Consider the following 17,074-nt stretch of genomic DNA (forward strand, 5'->3'; position numbering starts at 1 on the left):
CAGACACCCCAAAGCGTGGTGGATGAGCAGCAGGTCAAATTGTTTGGCTCGCCCAAGGAACGGCTGGATTTCTATCGACGCGAAATTCATTACGAAACCACCAACCTGTCCAACCGCACCAACGCCTATTTATCGGCGCAGTCGTTTCTGGTGATTGCTTACGCGTCGTCCATGGCGAACATGAACACTGAATGGGGCGCGATGTTCACGCTGGTGGTGCCGCCGATGCTGGCCTTGCTGGGGCTGCTCAGTACGCTGTTCGCCTGGCCGGGCATTCGGGCAGCGTGCGACATCATTCAGCACTGGCATCACAAACAGGCTCAGTTGCTGCTCAGCGAGCCGGTCATCGGGCTGACCTATGACGACTCACCGCTGTTCAGCGATTGGGAATCCAGCGAAACCGGGCCGAAAAAGTCCTTGCTGTTCTCCAAGCGCAGCCCTTGGCTGTTCAGCTTTTTCTGGATATTCCTCGGCAGCTTCGCGGTGTTTGTTCAGTTGGTCGCGGACTGAGTCAGGCGACGGCCTTTACCAGGCCGCCGCCCTCGGATCAGAAAACGTTGATCGGGTAGTCGACGAAGATACGCGTCTCGTTGCCTTCGCTGTTGTACGCCAACGCATCATCCGAGACGCGCAGGAACGAGTTGCGCAGGCGGATCGAGAGGTCCTTGGCCGGACCGCTCTGAACCACGTAGGTCAGCTGGCTGAAGATCTCGCGTTCGGTGCCATCGCCGCTTCCAGGCGTGCCGTCGTCAATGTTGTCGCCGCGTACATAAGCAGCTTTGTAGCTCAGACCGGGCAGGACCAGACCGGACAGGTCGACGCCGTAGGCAGCCTGCCACGAGCGCTCGTCCTTGCCGTTGAAGTCGGACCAGTAGGAGTTGGCGAGGTAGATGGTGTTGCCGCCATCACCAAAGCCGCCATCGTTGCGGTAGCCGCCGTAGGCGTAGCCCATGTCGCCGGTGCTGCGCTGGTGTGCGAGGGTGAAGGAGTGGATGCCCACAGCCCAGGTCGCGGCCAGGCTCCAGATTTTGTTGTCACGCGCATCGCTGGTGGTGAAGTCCTTGTCCAGCTTGGTCTTGTAGCCGTTGAAGTCGAAGGTCAGCGACTGATCTTGCGGCAGCGCAAAGACGTAGTTCAGGTTGACGTACTGCTTCTTGAGCACGTCTTCGTTGTCGGAGGCGTAGAAAGCGGCACTGAATGCATCGGTGAACTTGTAGCTGGCACCGTAGACGTTGATGCTTTTCAGATCACCACTGTCGCGACCCTCAGCACTTTTACGCGCCTCCTGGGTGAAACGTCCGGCAACCACTTCAAGCCCGTCGATCTCTTTGGAGGTGATCATGGTGCCGGTGTAGCTTTCCGGCAGCAGACGGGAGTTGTCGTAACTGAGCACCGGCAACTGAGGCATCTGGTCGCCATACTTGATGACGGTATTGGAGATACGGGCCTTTACCGCCGCGCCTGCACGGGACAGGTCATCGGCAGCAGCGCCGCTGTCACCCTGCTTGAAAAAATCGATGCCGCCATTGCCGCTGCGACCCTTGCCACCATCCAGACGGATGCCGTACAGGGCAAAGGCATCAACGCCGACGCCCACAGTGCCCTGAGTGAAACCGGACGCGAAGTTGCCCATGAAAGCCTGGCCCCATTCGGACTTGTCTTCACGGTCGTTCTTGTAGTCGCGATTGATGTAGGCGTTACGCAGGTTGACGATCAGCCTGCTGTCTTCGACGAAACCCTTCGAGTCTGCCTGCCCTTCGGCCATGGCCTGACTTGCGCTGATGATGCCCAAAGCGAGCATGCCCATACGTTTGTTAAGCATCTTGTCTTCCTTTTCTGCGAATTGACACGCGCTGCAGCGACAGCCAATGGCTATCGGGGCCTCCAGCCTCTGAACAAGCAGTATAGGAGGCGACACGAATTCATCGCAGTGGACTGCTGATGCACGTACAGGGTTGAGCCGCAGACGGTGGGACGCGAATCCTAGTCCCGACGCATGGGGGTGTCAAACACGCAGATGGCCGGCCTAGAGCGGCTCAGCCAAGGTTGCCGGAGCAATCAACACGCTCGGTCAACACGCGGAGCAACGCTTCGAGCTCGGCATCGTTGAACAGGCCTGCCGGGTAACGCTGTAACAACATTGCGCGAACATCCGGTCTGGATTTCGCGGGCTTGGTCGTCCTTAACCAATCCGCCACTAGCTGGCGGGCCTCGTTACTGAGAGAAGCAGAAAAACCACGAGCACGCTGCTGGTTCATACCTGCGTTCATAACGAAAACCTCTTGATTTCATGAGGGGCTAAATCTACTCACGCCATATGACAGTCAAGCTAAGAAGACGAAGGTTTACCAACCTGCTTCAGGAATAGCGACCTGCACATCTGTTACAGGATGTTACTCGACAGGTAAAAACAAAAAGCCCATCGGGTGATGGGCTTGGTACAGCAAGAACGGGACCAGTTGCGCCCATCCGATGTTACTAGTTATTTCTAACTAGGCGTTGTGAGGTGCCGGTTGCTGTTGCGTCAGGCAGTGGATATTGCCGCCACCCAGCAGTAATTCGCGGCCAGGTGCCATCACCACTTCGTGTTCTGGAAACAGCGTTTGCAGTATTTCAAGGGCCTTTTCGTCCATCGGATCGTCGAAGCTCGGCGCAATGATGCCGCCATTGACGATAAGGAAGTTCACATAGGACCCGGCCAAACGCACCGAAGGGTTGCGTTCCTGGCTGCCGTGCACCTGATCGACGCCTGCACATTCTTCTTCTGTGGCGAACAATGGGCCAGGAATCGGCATTTTATGAACGATAAACGCGCGCCCCTTTGCATCCAGTGTGTTTTCCAAAATACCCAGCGCCGCATGGCAACGTGAATAGTTGGGGTCTTCGGGATCATCGGTCCAGGCCAGTAACACCTCGCCCGGACGAATGTAGCAACAGAAGTTATCCACATGCCCGTCGGTTTCGTCGTTGAACAGACCATCCGGCAGCCAGACGACTTTATCCACAGCCAGATAATCACCGAGGATTGCTTCGATCTGTTCGCGGGTCAGGTGCGGGTTGCGGTTGCGATTGAGCAGGCACTCTTCGGTGGTAATCAGTGTGCCTTCGCCGTCAACGTGAATCGAGCCGCCTTCCAGCACGAAGCCTTCGGTGACGTAACGCGGGCAGCGCTCGATTTCCAGTACCTTGCTGCCCAGTTGAGAGTCCAGGTTCCACGGCGCATACAACCCGCCGTCGAAGCCACCCCAGGCATTGAATTCCCAGTTCACACCGCGTACTTCGCCACGCTCGTTAATGACGAACGTCGGGCCGCTGTCGCGCACCCAGGCGTCGTTGCTGCTCATTTCCACGACCCGGATGTTCGGCATGTCCAACCGTGCGCGGGCGTTGTCGTACTGCGCGGCAGACACACCCACGGTAACCGGCTCAAAGCGGGCGATGGCCTTGGCGATGGCAACGTGGGCGGCCTGGGCGGGCTTGCCGCCCAGGCGCCAGTTGTCCGGGCGCTCGGGCCAGACCATCCAGACCTGGGTTTGCGGTGCCCATTCGGCAGGCATGTGGAAACCGTCGGCGCGTGGCGTGCTATTGAGCGTGGTCATGGCGATCAGGACTCCAGCGAACCGTCGAGGGTCTTCACCGCGCCGTACAGGTTCGGACGGCGATCACGGAACGTGCCCCACGCGCTGCGAATGTGCTCCAGCTCGTCAAGGTCGAAGCTGTGGACCAGTACGCCTTCTTCGGTTTCGTTGAGCTCGGCGACTTTTTCACCGAACTGGTTGGCAATGAACGACGAGCCATAGAAGGTGATGTCGTAGCCATCCTGCTCTTCGTTACCGATGCGGTTGCTGGCGATCAGCGGCATCAGGTTAGCGCCGGCATGGCCTTGCTGCACGCGCTGCCAGTGGTCGCGGGAGCTGATGGTTTTATCGTGTGGCTCGCTGCCGATGGCGGTCGGGTAGAACAGAATTTCTGCGCCCTGCAACGCCATGCTGCGTGCGCACTCCGGGAACCACTGGTCCCAGCAGATGCCGACGCCGATTTTCGCGTAGCGGGTCTGCCAGACCTTGAAGCCGGTGTCGCCTGGGTTGAAGTAGTACTTTTCGTGGTAGCCGGGGCCGTCCGGGATGTGGCTCTTGCGGTAGATGCCCAGGTTGGTGCCGTCTGCGTCGATGATCGCAATGGTATTGAAACGTGCACGGCCGGCCAGCTCGAAGAAGCTGATCGGCAGAACAACCTGCAGCTCTTTGGCGAGCTTCTGGAAATGCTTGATTGCGACGTTGGATTCGATAGTAGTCGCCAACTGCAGATAGTCCGGGTTCGGCTTCTGGCAGAAGTACGGGGTTTCGAACAGTTCCTGAATCAGGATGATCTGTGCACCCTTGGCGGCAGCTTCACGCACCAGCTTTTCAGCGGTCTCGATGTTGGCTTCCAGATCCCAGGAACAGGCCATCTGGGTAGCAGCGACAGAAACGATACGGCTCATGAAAATATCTCCAGGGGCGGATGCAAAGGACTTATCACCATAGCAGACGAGCGATGACGATTATGAACGCCTTTATAGCGGATATAAATCGGCATTAAAAGCTAAAATCTTGTTCCGCTCACTATATTTTGTTATTTTTACCGATATTAATCGGCTTAAAATTCATGACATTGCCCATTCCCCAAGCTGGGTGTGACGCGGAGCGTCACGAACGGCATTCCCACGCTGGAGCGTGCGGAACGATGGGCCCCCGGGCGCCACCTATCGTGCCCATTCCCCCGCTGGTGCGTGCGGAAAGATGGTGCCCGAGCGCCACCTATCGTACCCATTCCCTCGCTGGTGCATGCGGAACGGTGGGCCCCCGGGCGCCACCTATCGTACCCATTCCCTCGCTGGGGCGTGCGGAACGATGGGTGTCCAAGCGCCACCTATCGTGCCCATTCCCTCGCCGGTGCATGCGGAACGGTGGGTGCCCGGGCACCACCTATCGTGCCCATGCTCCGCGTGGGTATGCGGTTCTGGACGCTCTGCGTCCTCTATTCCAGCTCGAGGAGCACTTTCGATACGTTGTCGACGAAAAAATCCACGCTTTGCCGGGTGGTGCACATCGGGGGTTTGATTTTGAGGATGTTCAAGTGGTCGCCGGTCGGCTGCATGAAGATGCCCAGTTCACGCAGGCGTTCGCAAAGCTGCGCGGTTTCTTCTGTGGCGGGTTCCAGGGTCTGACGGTCGCGGACCAGCTCCATGCCCAGATAAAACCCCATGCCATGCACCGCGCCTACCAGCGGATGTTTATCGGCCAGTGCCAGCAGGCGCGCCTTGAAGTGATCGCCCACGAGCCGGGCGTTGTCCCAGAGCTTTTCTTCCTCCATGACGTCCAGCACCGCAATGCCGATACGGCAACTGACCGGGCTGCCACCGGATGAGGAGAAGAAATAGCCCTCGGCCTCCAGCGCCTCGGCGATCTCACGACGGGTGATGACCGCGCCCAGCGGATGGCCGTTGCCCATACCCTTGGCCATGCTGATGATGTCCGGCACCACGCCCTGCTCTTCGAAGCCCCAGAAGTAATGCCCAAGACGGCCGTAACCCACCTGCACCTCATCGGCAATGCACACGCCACCCACTGCGCGGATCTTCTGATACACCTGTTGCAGATAACCCGCAGGCAGGGAAATCCCGCCCGCATTGCCGTACACCGGCTCGCAGATAAAGCCTGCCACCTGCCGTTGCTGCTCTGCCAGCGTGGCGAGTACCTGATCGACGCTGCGCACATACTCCGGCGCACTGTCAGCGCCACGAAACGGCCCGCGATAGGTATTGGGTGCGGTGACCGGATGCACCCAGTCCGGGCGGGTGCTGAGTGCCTGCGGGTTGTCGGCAATCGAGGTGGAAATGGCGTCGGTCGCCACCGACCAGCCGTGATACGCCTCCAGCACACTCAGCATGTCGCGTCCGCCGCTGTAGGCCCAGGCCAGCCTGATTGCCAGGTCGTTGGCCTCGGTGCCGCTGTTGACCAGAAACACGCGGTCCATGCCCTCGGGCGCCAGCTTGAGCAAACGCTCGGAGAACTCGGCAATTGCCGCGTAATGAAAGCGCGAGTTGGTGTTGAGCAGCGACCACTGACGAGCCGCTTCATGGGCCATGCGCGGGTGGCCGTGGCCGAGGACCGCGACGTTATTGAGCATGTCCAGATAGGAACGGCCCTGCATGTCGATCAGGTGATTGCGCCAGCCACGCTCGATCTGCGGCGGAGCCTGATAGTAGTGTTTTTGCGAGCGGGCGAAGCTGGCATCCCGCCGCGCCAGCAACTGCGCGGCGTCTGCGAGCGCTGGCGCGTCACAATCAAAACCGAGCAAGGCCGATGGCGACGGGCACACTGTGCGCCAGGCTGCCGCCCAGGCAGGTGTGGTGAACAGCGGCGGGCTGAGGTCTGCCATGGTGCACAGTTGCAGCAACAGCGAACCACCGCCCTGCCCGATCAACGCGCCTGCTGATACTTGATCAGCCAGTGAAGCATCCGGCAGCACGCCCCACAGCTTCAGACTTATGCCTTCCCCGACCAGCAACAATGCAGCATCCGCGGTCAGCCGCAGAGTGCCGTTGAACGGTGCATGCAGCGCCGTTTCCGCGGGCACATGCAATTCAACGTGCAGGGCGAAGGTTTCGGGCTCCTTCGCGCTGTCAGGCAAGGTGCGCGACAACCGGTATTCCCCAAAGCGGCTGGCAGACAGGCCATCGTCACCCGCAGCCTGGGAGAGCAGGTATTCATCAATGCCACTTTGCTCCCAGTTGCCTGCTACAAAGTGCTCACTGAGCACGCCCAGATCCACCACTGTCGGCTTGAGCCCCTGCAGAGCGGGCAGCATAGGCTGGTAAGCGGGCTGACCGGCAGACGGAAATCCCACACCCACGGCCTGCAGAATCGCCGCTTCCATCAGCGCCATCGGCACCGAAGTGGCGACGTCGAAGATGTTCCATTCCCCGGCAAGGTTGGCCTGGATGTACGCGTTGTCCGGCTCGATGCTGGCCTGCTGTTCGCTGCTGAGCACCAGCACCGCGGATCGAGCGACGATCAGCGGCCAGAGCGCCTGCAATTCTTCGGTCTTCAGCGGATTGAGGGCGTGGTAGGCGCGAATGGCTGGCAGGATGTACAGCGGGTCGCCGTCGGCATGGTGCAGCAGCGCCGCGCAGGTCACCGACAGGTCGGCCACTCGCCAGGTGCTGACCAGATCGCCGAAGTCGATCAACCCCTGCAATTGCCATTGGCGCTGTGCATCACGCAGCCAGACCACGTTGTGCTCGGTGATGTCCAGATGCACCGCCTGTATCGGCAGCGCTGCTATCAATGGCAACAAACGACGATGAGCCTGTTCACCAGCCTCGATGACACAGGCGCGAGCGTCGGCGTCCTTGATCACCGGCAGCAGGTGCTTGATCAGCGCATGAGCGTGGCGCGGATCCCATTGCAGAATGCGCTCCAGGCCAGGATGCTCGAAGCCTGCCAGTGCCAGGTCTACACGGGCACACAGTTCGCCCAACCCGACCACCACCTCATGGCCCAGATGCCCGGCGTGCCCCAATGACTGCCCATCAATGAATTCAAGCAAGCGCACGTGAACCGCCTGCCCGTCGATCCTGATGGATAGCAGTTGCTCGCCGTCATTGGCGCCAATCACGCCGGGCACGCCAACGGCGCTGTGGCTGCTCAGGTGTTGCAGCGCCGCGTGCTGGGCGTTCAGTTCAGTGGTTGAATAGGCCCCGTGGCAGATTTTCAGCACATAACGCCGCGTGTCGGTTTCAAGTAGAAAGTTGCGATCCTGCTGGCTGCCCAGCGTTTTCAGCGTGCCGCTCAAGCCGTAATGCTGCGCGAGCAACTGCAGCGCCTGATCCACGCTCACCTCGGGGCAAGGCAGACTGGACCGGCGGATGAGCGTGGCAAGCGGCATGGAGAACCTCGATCTTGTTGGAAGGCCCGGCCTCGACGAGCAAGGCGTCATGGGCAGTCGCGCAACTATAAGGGCATTGCCGGGGGATTGCTCTGCACTCCCCATCAGCACGAGTACTTCAGTGTTGGAAGCCCGCCAGAGTTTTATTCAACCGCCTGCTCGGGTTTAATGGCCTTATCTCGCCATATGCGCTCAAGCGCTATGCTGCTATTACGTCAAAACACACAAGAAGGTCAGTTAATGCGAATACTCGTTACCGGGGGCGCAGGTTTCATTGGTTCTGCACTGATCCGCCACCTGATAAACAACACCGAACACGAAGTGCTGAACTTCGACAAACTGACCTACGCGGGCAACCTTGAATCGTTGCAGTCCATTGCGACCGACACGCGCTATGAGTTCGTGCAGGCGGATATCTGCGATCAGGCCAGCGTCAGTGCGATGCTGGAGCGGTTCGCGCCGCAGGCGATCATGCATCTGGCGGCTGAGTCCCACGTCGACCGCTCCATCGATGGCCCGGCCGAGTTCATTCAGACCAACATCGTCGGCACCTACAGCCTGCTGGAAGCCACGCGCGCTTACTGGCTGAAACTCCCGGAAACTGAACGTCAAGCGTTCCGCTTTCACCATATCTCTACCGATGAGGTGTATGGCGACCTGCACGGCGTCGATGATCTGTTTACCGAAACCACGCCGTATGCGCCCAGCTCGCCCTACTCGGCGAGCAAGGCGGCGTCCGATCACCTGGTGCGTGCCTGGCATCGCACCTATGGTCTGCCTGTGGTGGTGACCAACTGTTCCAACAACTATGGGCCGTTCCACTTTCCCGAAAAGCTCATCCCGCTGGTGATTCTCAACGCCCTGGCGGGCAAGCCGCTGCCGGTGTACGGCAATGGCCTGCAGGTGCGCGACTGGCTGTACGTCGAGGATCACGCACGGGCACTGCTCAAGGTCGTGACCGAAGGCAAAGTCGGCGAGACCTACAACATCGGCGGCCATAACGAGCAGAAAAACATCGACGTCGTCCGCGGTATCTGTGCGCTGCTCGATGAGCTGGCCCCGCAGCATCCGACGGGCGTTGCGCAATACAGCGACCTGATCACCTACGTGGTTGACCGTCCGGGCCACGACCAGCGCTATGCCATCAATGCCAGCAAAATCGACAACGACCTGGGCTGGACGCCCGAAGAAACCTTCGAGTCCGGGCTGCGCAAGACGGTGCAGTGGTATCTGGACAACCTGGACTGGTGCCGCCGGGTTCAGGACGGCAGTTATCAGGGCGAACGACTTGGTTTTACCGACCCAAAGGACCTGATTGCCTGATAGCCCTACGTTTCGGCAGACGCGCGTGAGTGCAGACTGTCGAGCTGCCACCATTTATTGAAGATTGCAGGGGAAGCCACGTGAACGTAGTAGCGACAAAATTGCCGGAAGTCCTGATTCTGGAACCCAAGGTATTCGGTGATGAACGAGGCTTCTTCTATGAAAGCTTCAACGCCAAGGCTTTTCAGGCTGCTACTGGCCTGACCCGTGAGTTCGTGCAGGACAACCACTCGCGTTCGCAGCAAGGCGTGCTGCGCGGCCTGCATTACCAGATCGAAAACGCCCAGGGCAAACTGGTGCGCGTCACCGTTGGCAAGGTGCTGGATGTGGCCGTGGACATTCGCCGCAGTTCGCCGAACTTCGGTCAGTGGGTCGGCGTCGAGCTGTCCGCTGAAAACGCCCGGCAGCTGTGGGTGCCGGAAGGTTTTGCGCATGGCTTCGTAGTACTCAGCGAGAATGCCGAGTTTCTCTACAAGACCACCGACTACTATACGCCGTCAGCTGAGCGTTGCATCGCCTGGAACGACCCGGACCTGGCCATCGACTGGCAATTCGACGGCCAGCCCAATCTGTCGGCCAAAGACCAGCAAGGCAAACGCCTGAAAGAAGCCGATCTGTTTCCCTGAACACATGATCACAGGCCACCCGGCGTAATGTCCGGATGCCTGACAAGCCAGCGGCGGGCATAATACGCGCCTGATGCCCACGTCAGGATCGACCGGGTGTTTCTGTTGCCTGTACCGGCCTTGTCGCCGACAGGCATCGCCAACCCTTCGGCGACGGCCAATCCATGACCATGACTTCTGCTGCTCTGCCGCCTCGCCCTCGCTGGCGCAGCCTTGCCCTTCTGGCACTGTGCCTGGCGCCGCTGCTGTGGCCGCTGGAGCATCTGGCCGAACGTTATTACCGCAACGTGCTGGCCAACCAGAACCGCCAGACCCTGGACCTGTACGTCGCCAACCTGCTCGGCACTCTGCACCGTTATGAAACCCTGCCGCAGATTCTCGGCGACCTGCCCGCATTGCGCGGCGCACTGGCCGCACCGAGCGATGTCACCACGCTGAAAAACGCCAATCGTCTACTCAGCGAGATAACGCGCCAGACCGGTGCCGACGTCATGTACCTGATGGACGCCAACGGCTTGACCCTGGCCGCCTCGAACTCGGAACAGAAGGACAGCTTCATCGGCCGAAACTTTTCCTTCAGACCCTATTTCATCGATGCTCTGGCGGGCAGAACCGGGCGCTTCTTCGGCCTTGGCACCACGTCGGCCAAGCGTGGTTACTTCTTCGCAGGCCCGGTGCGCGATGGTGATCGGGTGATCGGCGTGCTGGTGGTCAAGGTCGACCTGGACCACACCGAAACCCTGTGGGGCAAGACGCCCGAGCAACTGCTGCTGACCGATCAGAACGGCGTGGTAATCCTGACCTCCAACCCTGAGTGGCGCTTTCGGGCGACCCGCGACCTGACCGATGACGAGAAAAAGGCCATCGTCGCGATTCAGTCCTACCCGACCCGCGATCCAAGGCCCCTGAGGATTGATGAACATGCCTGGCTGACCCAGACCCAGGCCATCGAAGAAACCGGCTGGAACGTCAACATTCTCGCGCCTCGCGCCCTTGTCGACCGCCAGGTACGCACGGTGGTGGCGATTGGCGGCGCAGCGCTTCTGGTGCTGATGTTGTTGCTGGGGCTGATGATGCAGCGTCGCCGTCATTATCTGGACCGCATCGCCTTCGAAGCCAAGGCACGTCGCGAGCTGGAAATGCGGGTTATCGAGCGCACCAGCGATCTGGAAGGGCTCAACAGTCGTCTGCGTCAGGAAGTGCTGGAGCGCGAACAGGCGCAGCAGGAACTGGTGCAGGCTCAGGACGAACTGGTGCAGACCAGCAAGCTGACCGCGCTGGGCACCATGTCGGCGAGCATCAGCCACGAATTGAATCAGCCCCTGGCCGCCATTCGCAGTTACGCCGAAAACGCCGAAGTGCTGCTTGATCATCAGCGCACCGAAGACGCGCGCGGCAACCTCAAGCTGATCAGCGAGCTGACCGGGCGCATGGCCTCGATCATTGCTCACTTGCGTGCCTTCGCCCGCCGTGACCGGCACGCCCCTGAAAGCGTTGCACTGCAACCGGCGCTGGACGATGCGCTGGCGTTGCTGGCCAAGGCGGCGCGCCATGGAAGTCGAACTGATCCGGGACCTGCCGGACGCAACGCTGTGGGTGCAGGCCGGTGAAACCCGCCTGCGCCAGGTGCTTGGCAATCTGATCGCCAACGCGCTGGACGCCCTCACCGAAAAAGGCCCGCCGCGCAGGCTGTGGATAAGTGCCGAGCAAACTGCCGAGGGCGTCAATCTGTACATTCGTGACAACGGCGGCCCCGGATTTTCTCAGGAAGCACTGGCGCGGGCTCGCGAGCCGTTCTTCACGACCAAGACCCGCACTCAGGGCCTTGGCCTGGGTCTGGCGATCTGCGATACGCTGATGCGCGCGCTGGGCGGCGAATTGCTGTTCGCCAACCATCCGAGCGGCGGCGCAGTGCTTACCCTGCGCCTGCGTGCCGGCGCTTCCGGGGCCAATCTTCAACCGCCAGAGGACCTTTCCGCATGAGTTCGGACACAGCCATCGACAGCCAGATTCAGGTGGTGCTGATCGACGACGACTCGCACCTGCGTCAGGCGCTTCGCCAGACCCTGGACCTGGCTGGACTGAACGTTCTGTCGCTGTCCGAGGCAACCGGGCTGGCCGAACGCATCGGCCGCGACTGGCCTGGCGTGGTGGTCAGCGATATCCGCATGCAGGGCATGGATGGCCTGGAACTGCTCGACCAGCTTCACGCGCAGGACCCTGACCTGCCGGTGCTGCTGATCACCGGTCACGGCGATGTGCCGCTGGCGGTCAAAGCCATGCGCGCCGGAGCCTACGATTTTCTGGAAAAGCCCTTCGCCAGCGACGCCATGCTCGACAGCGTGCGCCGGGCTCTGGCGCTGCGCCGTCTGGTGCTGGATAACCGCAGCCTGCGCCTGGCCCTGAGCGATCGCCAGCAATTGAGCACACGGCTGATCGGTCAGTCACCGCCAATCCTGCGTCTGCGCGAGCAGATCGGGGCGTTGGCCGGGACTCGCGCTGACGTGTTGATCCTCGGCGAAACCGGTGCGGGTAAAGAAGTGGTGGCGCGCGCACTGCACGACCTGTCCAACCGCCGCAGCGGCCCGTTCGTGGCGATCAACGCCGGGGCGCTGGCTGAATCGGTGGTGGAAAGCGAGCTGTTCGGCCATGAGCCCGGTGCCTTTACCGGCGCGCAGAAGCGACGTATCGGCAAGTTCGAGTTTGCCAACGGCGGCACACTGTTCCTCGATGAAATCGAAAGCATGAGCCTGGACGTACAGGTCAAACTGCTGCGCCTGTTGCAGGAGCGCGTGGTCGAGCGAATGGGCAGCAATCAGCAGATCCCGCTGGACATCCGCATCATCGCCGCGACCAAGGAGGACCTGCGGCAGGCGGCTGATCAGGGCCGCTTCCGGGCGGACTTGTATTACCGGTTGAACGTGGCCTCGCTGCGTATCCCGCCGTTGCGCGAACGTGGCGAAGACGCGCTGATGCTGTTCGAGCATTACGCTGATGCTGCGAGCATGCGCCACGGCATTCCCAAGCACGAACTCAAGCCCGGCCAGCGCGCGCTGTTGCTGCGTCATAACTGGCCGGGCAACGTCCGGGAACTGCAAAACGCCGCCGAACGCTTTGCGCTGGGCCTGGAACTGGAGCTGGAGGGCGGCGATGCAGAGCAGGCGCCACCGCCGGGCGGCGGCTTGAGTGATCAGGTGGAAAGCTTCGAACGGGCCTTGATCGCCGCCGAGCTGGCTCGGCCGCACAGTTCGGTTCGCAGCCTGGCGGAAGCGCTGGGTGTGCCGCGCAAAACCCTGCACGACAAACTGCGTAAACACGGCCTGACGTTTGGCGACAGCAGCGGAGCTTCCGATGACAACGATTGAGCCTGAGCATGACGCAGCCCGCGAGCTTGAGCAGGTGCTGCACCACGACATTCCGCTGACCCGCGAAATGGGCATGCGCGTGATCGACTGGCACAACCAGACTCTGCGCCTGCACCTGCCACTGGCACCTAACGTCAATCACAAGAACACGCTGTTCGGCGGCAGTCTGTATTGCGGCGCAGTGTTGGCGGGCTGGGGCTGGCTGCACCTGCGGCTACGCGAGGCCGGGATCAGCGATGGGCATATCGTGATTCAGGACGGGCAGATCAGTTATCCACTGCCGGTACGCAGCGACGCCATCGTCCGCTGCGACGCGCAAGAGCTGGCGCAGTGGGACAAATTCATCGCCACCTACCAACGCCGAGGCCGCGCCCGCCTGACCTTGCACACCTGCATTACCGCGCAGGACAGCGAAGAACAGGCCGTGAAGTTCGTCGGGCAGTTTGTATTGCACCGGTGAGGCTGCGCGCAGTTGATGCACTGGACGCAGACCTGTGGGAGCGAACTTGTTCGCGAAGGCGTCGTTTCAAGCACTGGATTTGCTGTGGATTCACCGGCCCTTTCACGAGCAAGCGAAGCGTCGCCCGGTTCGCTCCTACGCTCGCCGGGCAGAGGCCTTGAAGCCGGCCTCAGGACTGCGCAAGCACCAGCAGTTTGTCACGCCATTCGGCGTTGGCAGGCAACGCCAGGAAGAACGGGTTGAGCAGCGATTCGCGTGCCGGGTAGCTGAACGGTTTGCCGTCCAGTTGCAGCACTTCGCCACCAGCGCCTTCAAGCACGCCTTGCGCCGCAGCGGTGTCCCACTGCGAAGTCGGGGCCAGTCGCGGGTAGCAATCGGCAGCACCTTCGGCCAGCAGGCAGAATTTCAATGAACTGCCGATATTGGTCAGTTGCAAATGCCCAAGCCCGTTCGACAGGCCAGCCAGCAAGTGCTCCTGCTCCGGGCTGGAATGACGACGGCTGGCGACCACGGTAAAGGTCTGCCCTTCGCCCGGCTGAGTGCGCACGGCAATCGGCTGGATGTGGTCGATGTCATCGCTGCGCCAGGCACCCAGCCCTGCACCGCCGAAGTAACAACGGTTGTTGGTGGGCATCGACACCACACCGAACACCACACGGCCGTGTTCGATCAGCGCGACGTTGACGGTGAACTCTTCACTGCCGGAGATGAACTCCTTGGTGCCGTCCAGCGGATCGACCAGCCACCAGCGCTCCCATTTCGCTCGCTCGCTGAGCGGGATGTCGGCATCTTCTTCAGAGAGCACATGAATGCTCGGATCAAGCGCCTGCAAACCCTCGACTAATACCTGATGGGCTGCCAGGTCGGCGGCGGTCACTGGCGAGTCGTCGGTCTTGGTGGTGACGGTGACATTGGCTCGCCAGAACGGCAGGATCACCTCGCCCGCCTGGCGGACCAGTTCAATCACCGGGGCGAGCAGCGGGTGCGGCAGGTTTTGTAACGAATCGGTCATGGCAGGAACAATCCACGCTGGGTTAGCAGGTCACGGGTCAGGTACAGCGCCGCAAGCGCCCTGCCTTCACTGAACTGAGCATTCTGCGCAAGACTCGACAGCTCGCGCAGGTTGATCCGGTCGACCCGAATCGGCTCGGGCTCGTCGCCTTCCAGCCGCTCTTCATACAGGTCAGTGGCGAGGACCACCTGAATTTTCTGGCTCATGTAACCGGGGGACAGCGACAGCTCAGTCAACAATTCCAGTTGCCGGGCACCGAAACCGGCTTCTTCCTTGAGTTCGCGGTTGGCGGCCGCCAGCACGTCTTCGCCGGGCTCGATCAGGCCCTTGGGCAGGGACAGCTCGTAGGCATCGGTACCACCGCAATATTCTTCGATCAACACCGCGTGGTCGGCATCGAGCATGGCCACGATCATCACCGCGCCGGGCCCCGTCCCCCGGCTGGCCAGACGCTCGTAGGTCCGCTCGACGCCATTGGCAAAGCGCAGTTGCAGCTCTTCAACGCGGAACAGACGACTACTGGCGACAATTGCACGGGCAAGTACGGTAGGTTTCTGACGCATGACAGGCTCCTTTACATGAACGAGGTACTATACCGAGCTTTTCCCGATGTCTGTGTCGGATATGCTTACCCGCTCTCAACCCCTGACGAGGCCTGAATGCTTTCCATGCCCTGGAGCGAAATCGATACCGTCCTGCTGGATATGGACGGCACGTTGCTCGACCTGCATTACGACGAACACTTCTGGATGCAACACCTGCCGCAGCGGTATGCCGAGCTACACGGCATCAGCTTCGCCATGGCCTGGCTGGAGTTGAAACCGCTGTTCGAAAACAACGCGGGCACGCTCAATTGGTACTGCCTGGACTTCTGGAGCGCCGAGCTTAAACTGTCGGTTCGCGACCTGAAACGCGAAATTGCGCACATGATTGCACTGCGCCCGGACGCCGAGACCTTTCTCGCCGCCATCAAGCAAGCGGGCAAACGGGTGATCATGATCACCAACGCGCACCGCGATTCGTTGTCGCTGAAGATGGAGCGAATCGAGCTGGCGCCTTATTTCGAACGCCTGATCAGCTCTCACGATTACGGCTTTCCCAAGGAAAGCCAGCATTTTTGGGACGCTCTGAAGGCCGAAACAGCCTTCGACCCGGCACGCAGTCTGTTTATCGACGACACCTTGCCGATCCTGCGCAGTGCCCGCCACTTTGGTGTAGCCCATTTGCTGGCCGTCAGCCAGCCCAACAGCCAGAAAGGCCCGAAAGACACCGAAGAGTTCGCTGCGGTGGACGATTATCGGGAGCTGATCAAGGGCGTGCTCCATCCTTCAGCCTGAACGCGTAGAATCGGCTGTCTGGACGGCCCAGCGGAGTGAATATGGACATCAAGCAACTTAAGTTTCTGATCGCCCTCGATGAAACGAGGCACTTCGGCCATGCGGCTGCGCGTTGCAATATCACCCAGCCCACCTTGTCGATGCGCCTGCGCAATCTGGAAGAAGAGCTCGGTTTGCCCCTGGTCAATCGGGGCCAGCGTTTTGAAGGCTTTACTGCGCCTGGCGAACGCGTGTTGGCCTGGGCACGCACGGTACTGGCGGCCTACGACGGCCTGCAGGCGGAAGCGGCTGCCTGCCGGGGGCATCTGGTCGGCACACTGCGCTTGGGTGTAGTGCCGCTGTCGAGCTTCGATCCGCTGCCATTGCTGCACCGGCTGCACCAGATGCACCCCAATCTGCGCTTCGAGCTGTCGTCACTGAGTTCCGAGCAGGTGCTGGAACAACTGGCGAGCAATCGTATCGATCTGGGCGTTTCGTACCTGGAACGGCTGGACACCGAACGCTTCGACTCGCTGACCCTGGACGACACGCGCATGGGGCTGCTGTATGACCGTCGGCACTTTACCTTTGGTGACGAACCGTTGAGTTGGGCCGATCTGGTCGAATTGCCGCTGGGCACTCTGACCAGCGGCATGCATTTTCGCCAATCGATCGATCACAACTTCCACAGCCGTGGCCTTCAGCCCAATCCATTGATCCAGACCGATGCCGTTCATCAGTTGCTGCAGGCCGTCCATGGCGGTTTTTGCTGCGCGATCATGCCGCTGGATGGCGGCCTGGAAACGCTCACCGAGCATTTGCGCCTGCACCCGATCGCCGACGCCCGTACGCTGGCCCGGCTGGGGTTGATCATGCGCCGCAGTGCACCGCGCTCGGCACTGGCTGAAGCCTGCTTTGCACTGGTAGCAGAAATGCCGCGCTAGAGCGTTGATCGACGTCATCTATCGGCACATCAGCACTAGCGATTAGACGGCTTACCAGAACGGGCCTAGTCTTGCAGATGTCATTCTGCCGGTATT

14 protein-coding genes and 1 pseudogene are annotated in these 17,074 nt (G+C 60.7%); 8 read left to right on the forward strand and 7 right to left on the reverse strand.

Going from position 1 to position 17,074, the window contains the following annotated elements; genetic code table 11:
- Nucleotides 1–15: 15 nt before the first annotated feature.
- Nucleotides 16–510, forward strand: coding sequence for a hypothetical protein (locus tag KP808_RS24810; RefSeq protein ID WP_058400036.1), 495 nt, complete (start codon nucleotides 16–18; stop codon nucleotides 508–510).
- 37 nt (nucleotides 511–547) lie between these two features.
- On the opposite strand, the gene KP808_RS24815 is transcribed toward KP808_RS24810, so the two are convergent.
- From KP808_RS24815 to KP808_RS24835, 5 genes are all read right to left on the reverse strand, one after another.
- Nucleotides 548–1,822 (reverse strand): OprD family porin, encoded by a 1,275-nt coding sequence (locus KP808_RS24815; protein WP_004667253.1) that lies wholly within the window; start codon nucleotides 1,820–1,822, stop codon nucleotides 548–550.
- A 214-nt stretch (nucleotides 1,823–2,036) separates the two neighbouring features.
- Nucleotides 2,037–2,270, reverse strand: coding sequence for a hypothetical protein (locus tag KP808_RS24820; protein ID WP_080394820.1), 234 nt, complete (start codon nucleotides 2,268–2,270; stop codon nucleotides 2,037–2,039).
- A gap of 222 nt (nucleotides 2,271–2,492) precedes the next feature.
- Nucleotides 2,493–3,599, reverse strand: a complete 1,107-nt coding sequence (aguA, locus tag KP808_RS24825; RefSeq protein WP_230017137.1) for an agmatine deiminase — start codon at nucleotides 3,597–3,599, stop codon at nucleotides 2,493–2,495.
- A gap of 5 nt (nucleotides 3,600–3,604) precedes the next feature.
- Nucleotides 3,605–4,483: an N-carbamoylputrescine amidase gene (aguB, locus tag KP808_RS24830; protein ID WP_004654103.1), complete on the reverse strand. Its 879-nt coding sequence runs from the start codon at nucleotides 4,481–4,483 to the stop codon at nucleotides 3,605–3,607.
- 536 nt (nucleotides 4,484–5,019) lie between these two features.
- Nucleotides 5,020–7,932: an aminotransferase gene (locus KP808_RS24835; protein ID WP_230017138.1), complete on the reverse strand. Its 2,913-nt coding sequence runs from the start codon at nucleotides 7,930–7,932 to the stop codon at nucleotides 5,020–5,022.
- 240 nt (nucleotides 7,933–8,172) lie between these two features.
- Here KP808_RS24835 and rfbB point away from each other — a divergent pair, with 240 nt between their 5' ends.
- From rfbB to KP808_RS24860, 5 genes and pseudogenes are all read left to right on the forward strand, one after another.
- The gene (gene rfbB / locus KP808_RS24840; RefSeq protein ID WP_230017139.1) at nucleotides 8,173–9,255 is read left to right on the forward strand and encodes a dTDP-glucose 4,6-dehydratase; all 1,083 of its coding nucleotides are present in this window, start codon (nucleotides 8,173–8,175) and stop codon (nucleotides 9,253–9,255) included.
- A gap of 80 nt (nucleotides 9,256–9,335) precedes the next feature.
- A complete protein-coding gene (gene rfbC / locus KP808_RS24845; protein ID WP_058407923.1) occupies nucleotides 9,336–9,881 on the forward strand; it encodes a dTDP-4-dehydrorhamnose 3,5-epimerase in 546 nt (181 codons plus the stop codon).
- A gap of 170 nt (nucleotides 9,882–10,051) precedes the next feature.
- A pseudogene (locus KP808_RS24850) lies at nucleotides 10,052–11,864 on the forward strand (sensor histidine kinase).
- The gene (locus KP808_RS24855; protein WP_058407924.1) at nucleotides 11,861–13,246 is read left to right on the forward strand and encodes a sigma-54-dependent transcriptional regulator; all 1,386 of its coding nucleotides are present in this window, start codon (nucleotides 11,861–11,863) and stop codon (nucleotides 13,244–13,246) included. The pseudogene KP808_RS24850 and the gene KP808_RS24855 overlap by 4 nt, the downstream one beginning before the upstream one ends.
- Nucleotides 13,233–13,706, forward strand: coding sequence for a thioesterase domain-containing protein (locus KP808_RS24860; protein WP_230017140.1), 474 nt, complete (start codon nucleotides 13,233–13,235; stop codon nucleotides 13,704–13,706). The genes KP808_RS24855 and KP808_RS24860 overlap by 14 nt, the downstream gene beginning before the upstream one ends.
- Before the next feature lie 169 nt (nucleotides 13,707–13,875).
- On the opposite strand, the gene cysQ is transcribed toward KP808_RS24860, so the two are convergent.
- Together cysQ and nudE are read right to left on the reverse strand one after the other, a co-directional pair.
- Nucleotides 13,876–14,718, reverse strand: coding sequence for a 3'(2'),5'-bisphosphate nucleotidase CysQ (gene cysQ / locus KP808_RS24865; RefSeq protein ID WP_230017141.1), 843 nt, complete (start codon nucleotides 14,716–14,718; stop codon nucleotides 13,876–13,878).
- Nucleotides 14,715–15,281 (reverse strand): ADP compounds hydrolase NudE, encoded by a 567-nt coding sequence (gene nudE / locus KP808_RS24870; protein ID WP_058400028.1) that lies wholly within the window; start codon nucleotides 15,279–15,281, stop codon nucleotides 14,715–14,717. The genes cysQ and nudE overlap by 4 nt, the downstream gene beginning before the upstream one ends.
- A gap of 96 nt (nucleotides 15,282–15,377) precedes the next feature.
- Here nudE and yrfG point away from each other — a divergent pair, with 96 nt between their 5' ends.
- Nucleotides 15,378–16,055 carry a GMP/IMP nucleotidase gene (gene yrfG, locus KP808_RS24875; protein WP_057401776.1) on the forward strand — a complete coding sequence of 226 codons (678 nt, stop codon included), beginning with the start codon at nucleotides 15,378–15,380 and terminating at the stop codon, nucleotides 16,053–16,055.
- A 41-nt stretch (nucleotides 16,056–16,096) separates the two neighbouring features.
- The gene (locus KP808_RS24880) at nucleotides 16,097–16,978 is read left to right on the forward strand and encodes a LysR family transcriptional regulator (protein ID WP_002551430.1); all 882 of its coding nucleotides are present in this window, start codon (nucleotides 16,097–16,099) and stop codon (nucleotides 16,976–16,978) included.
- Nucleotides 16,979–17,074 lie beyond the last annotated feature (96 nt).

This window comes from Pseudomonas savastanoi (assembly GCF_020917325.1).
GTDB classification, from domain to species: Bacteria; Pseudomonadota; Gammaproteobacteria; order Pseudomonadales; family Pseudomonadaceae; genus Aquipseudomonas; species Aquipseudomonas amygdali.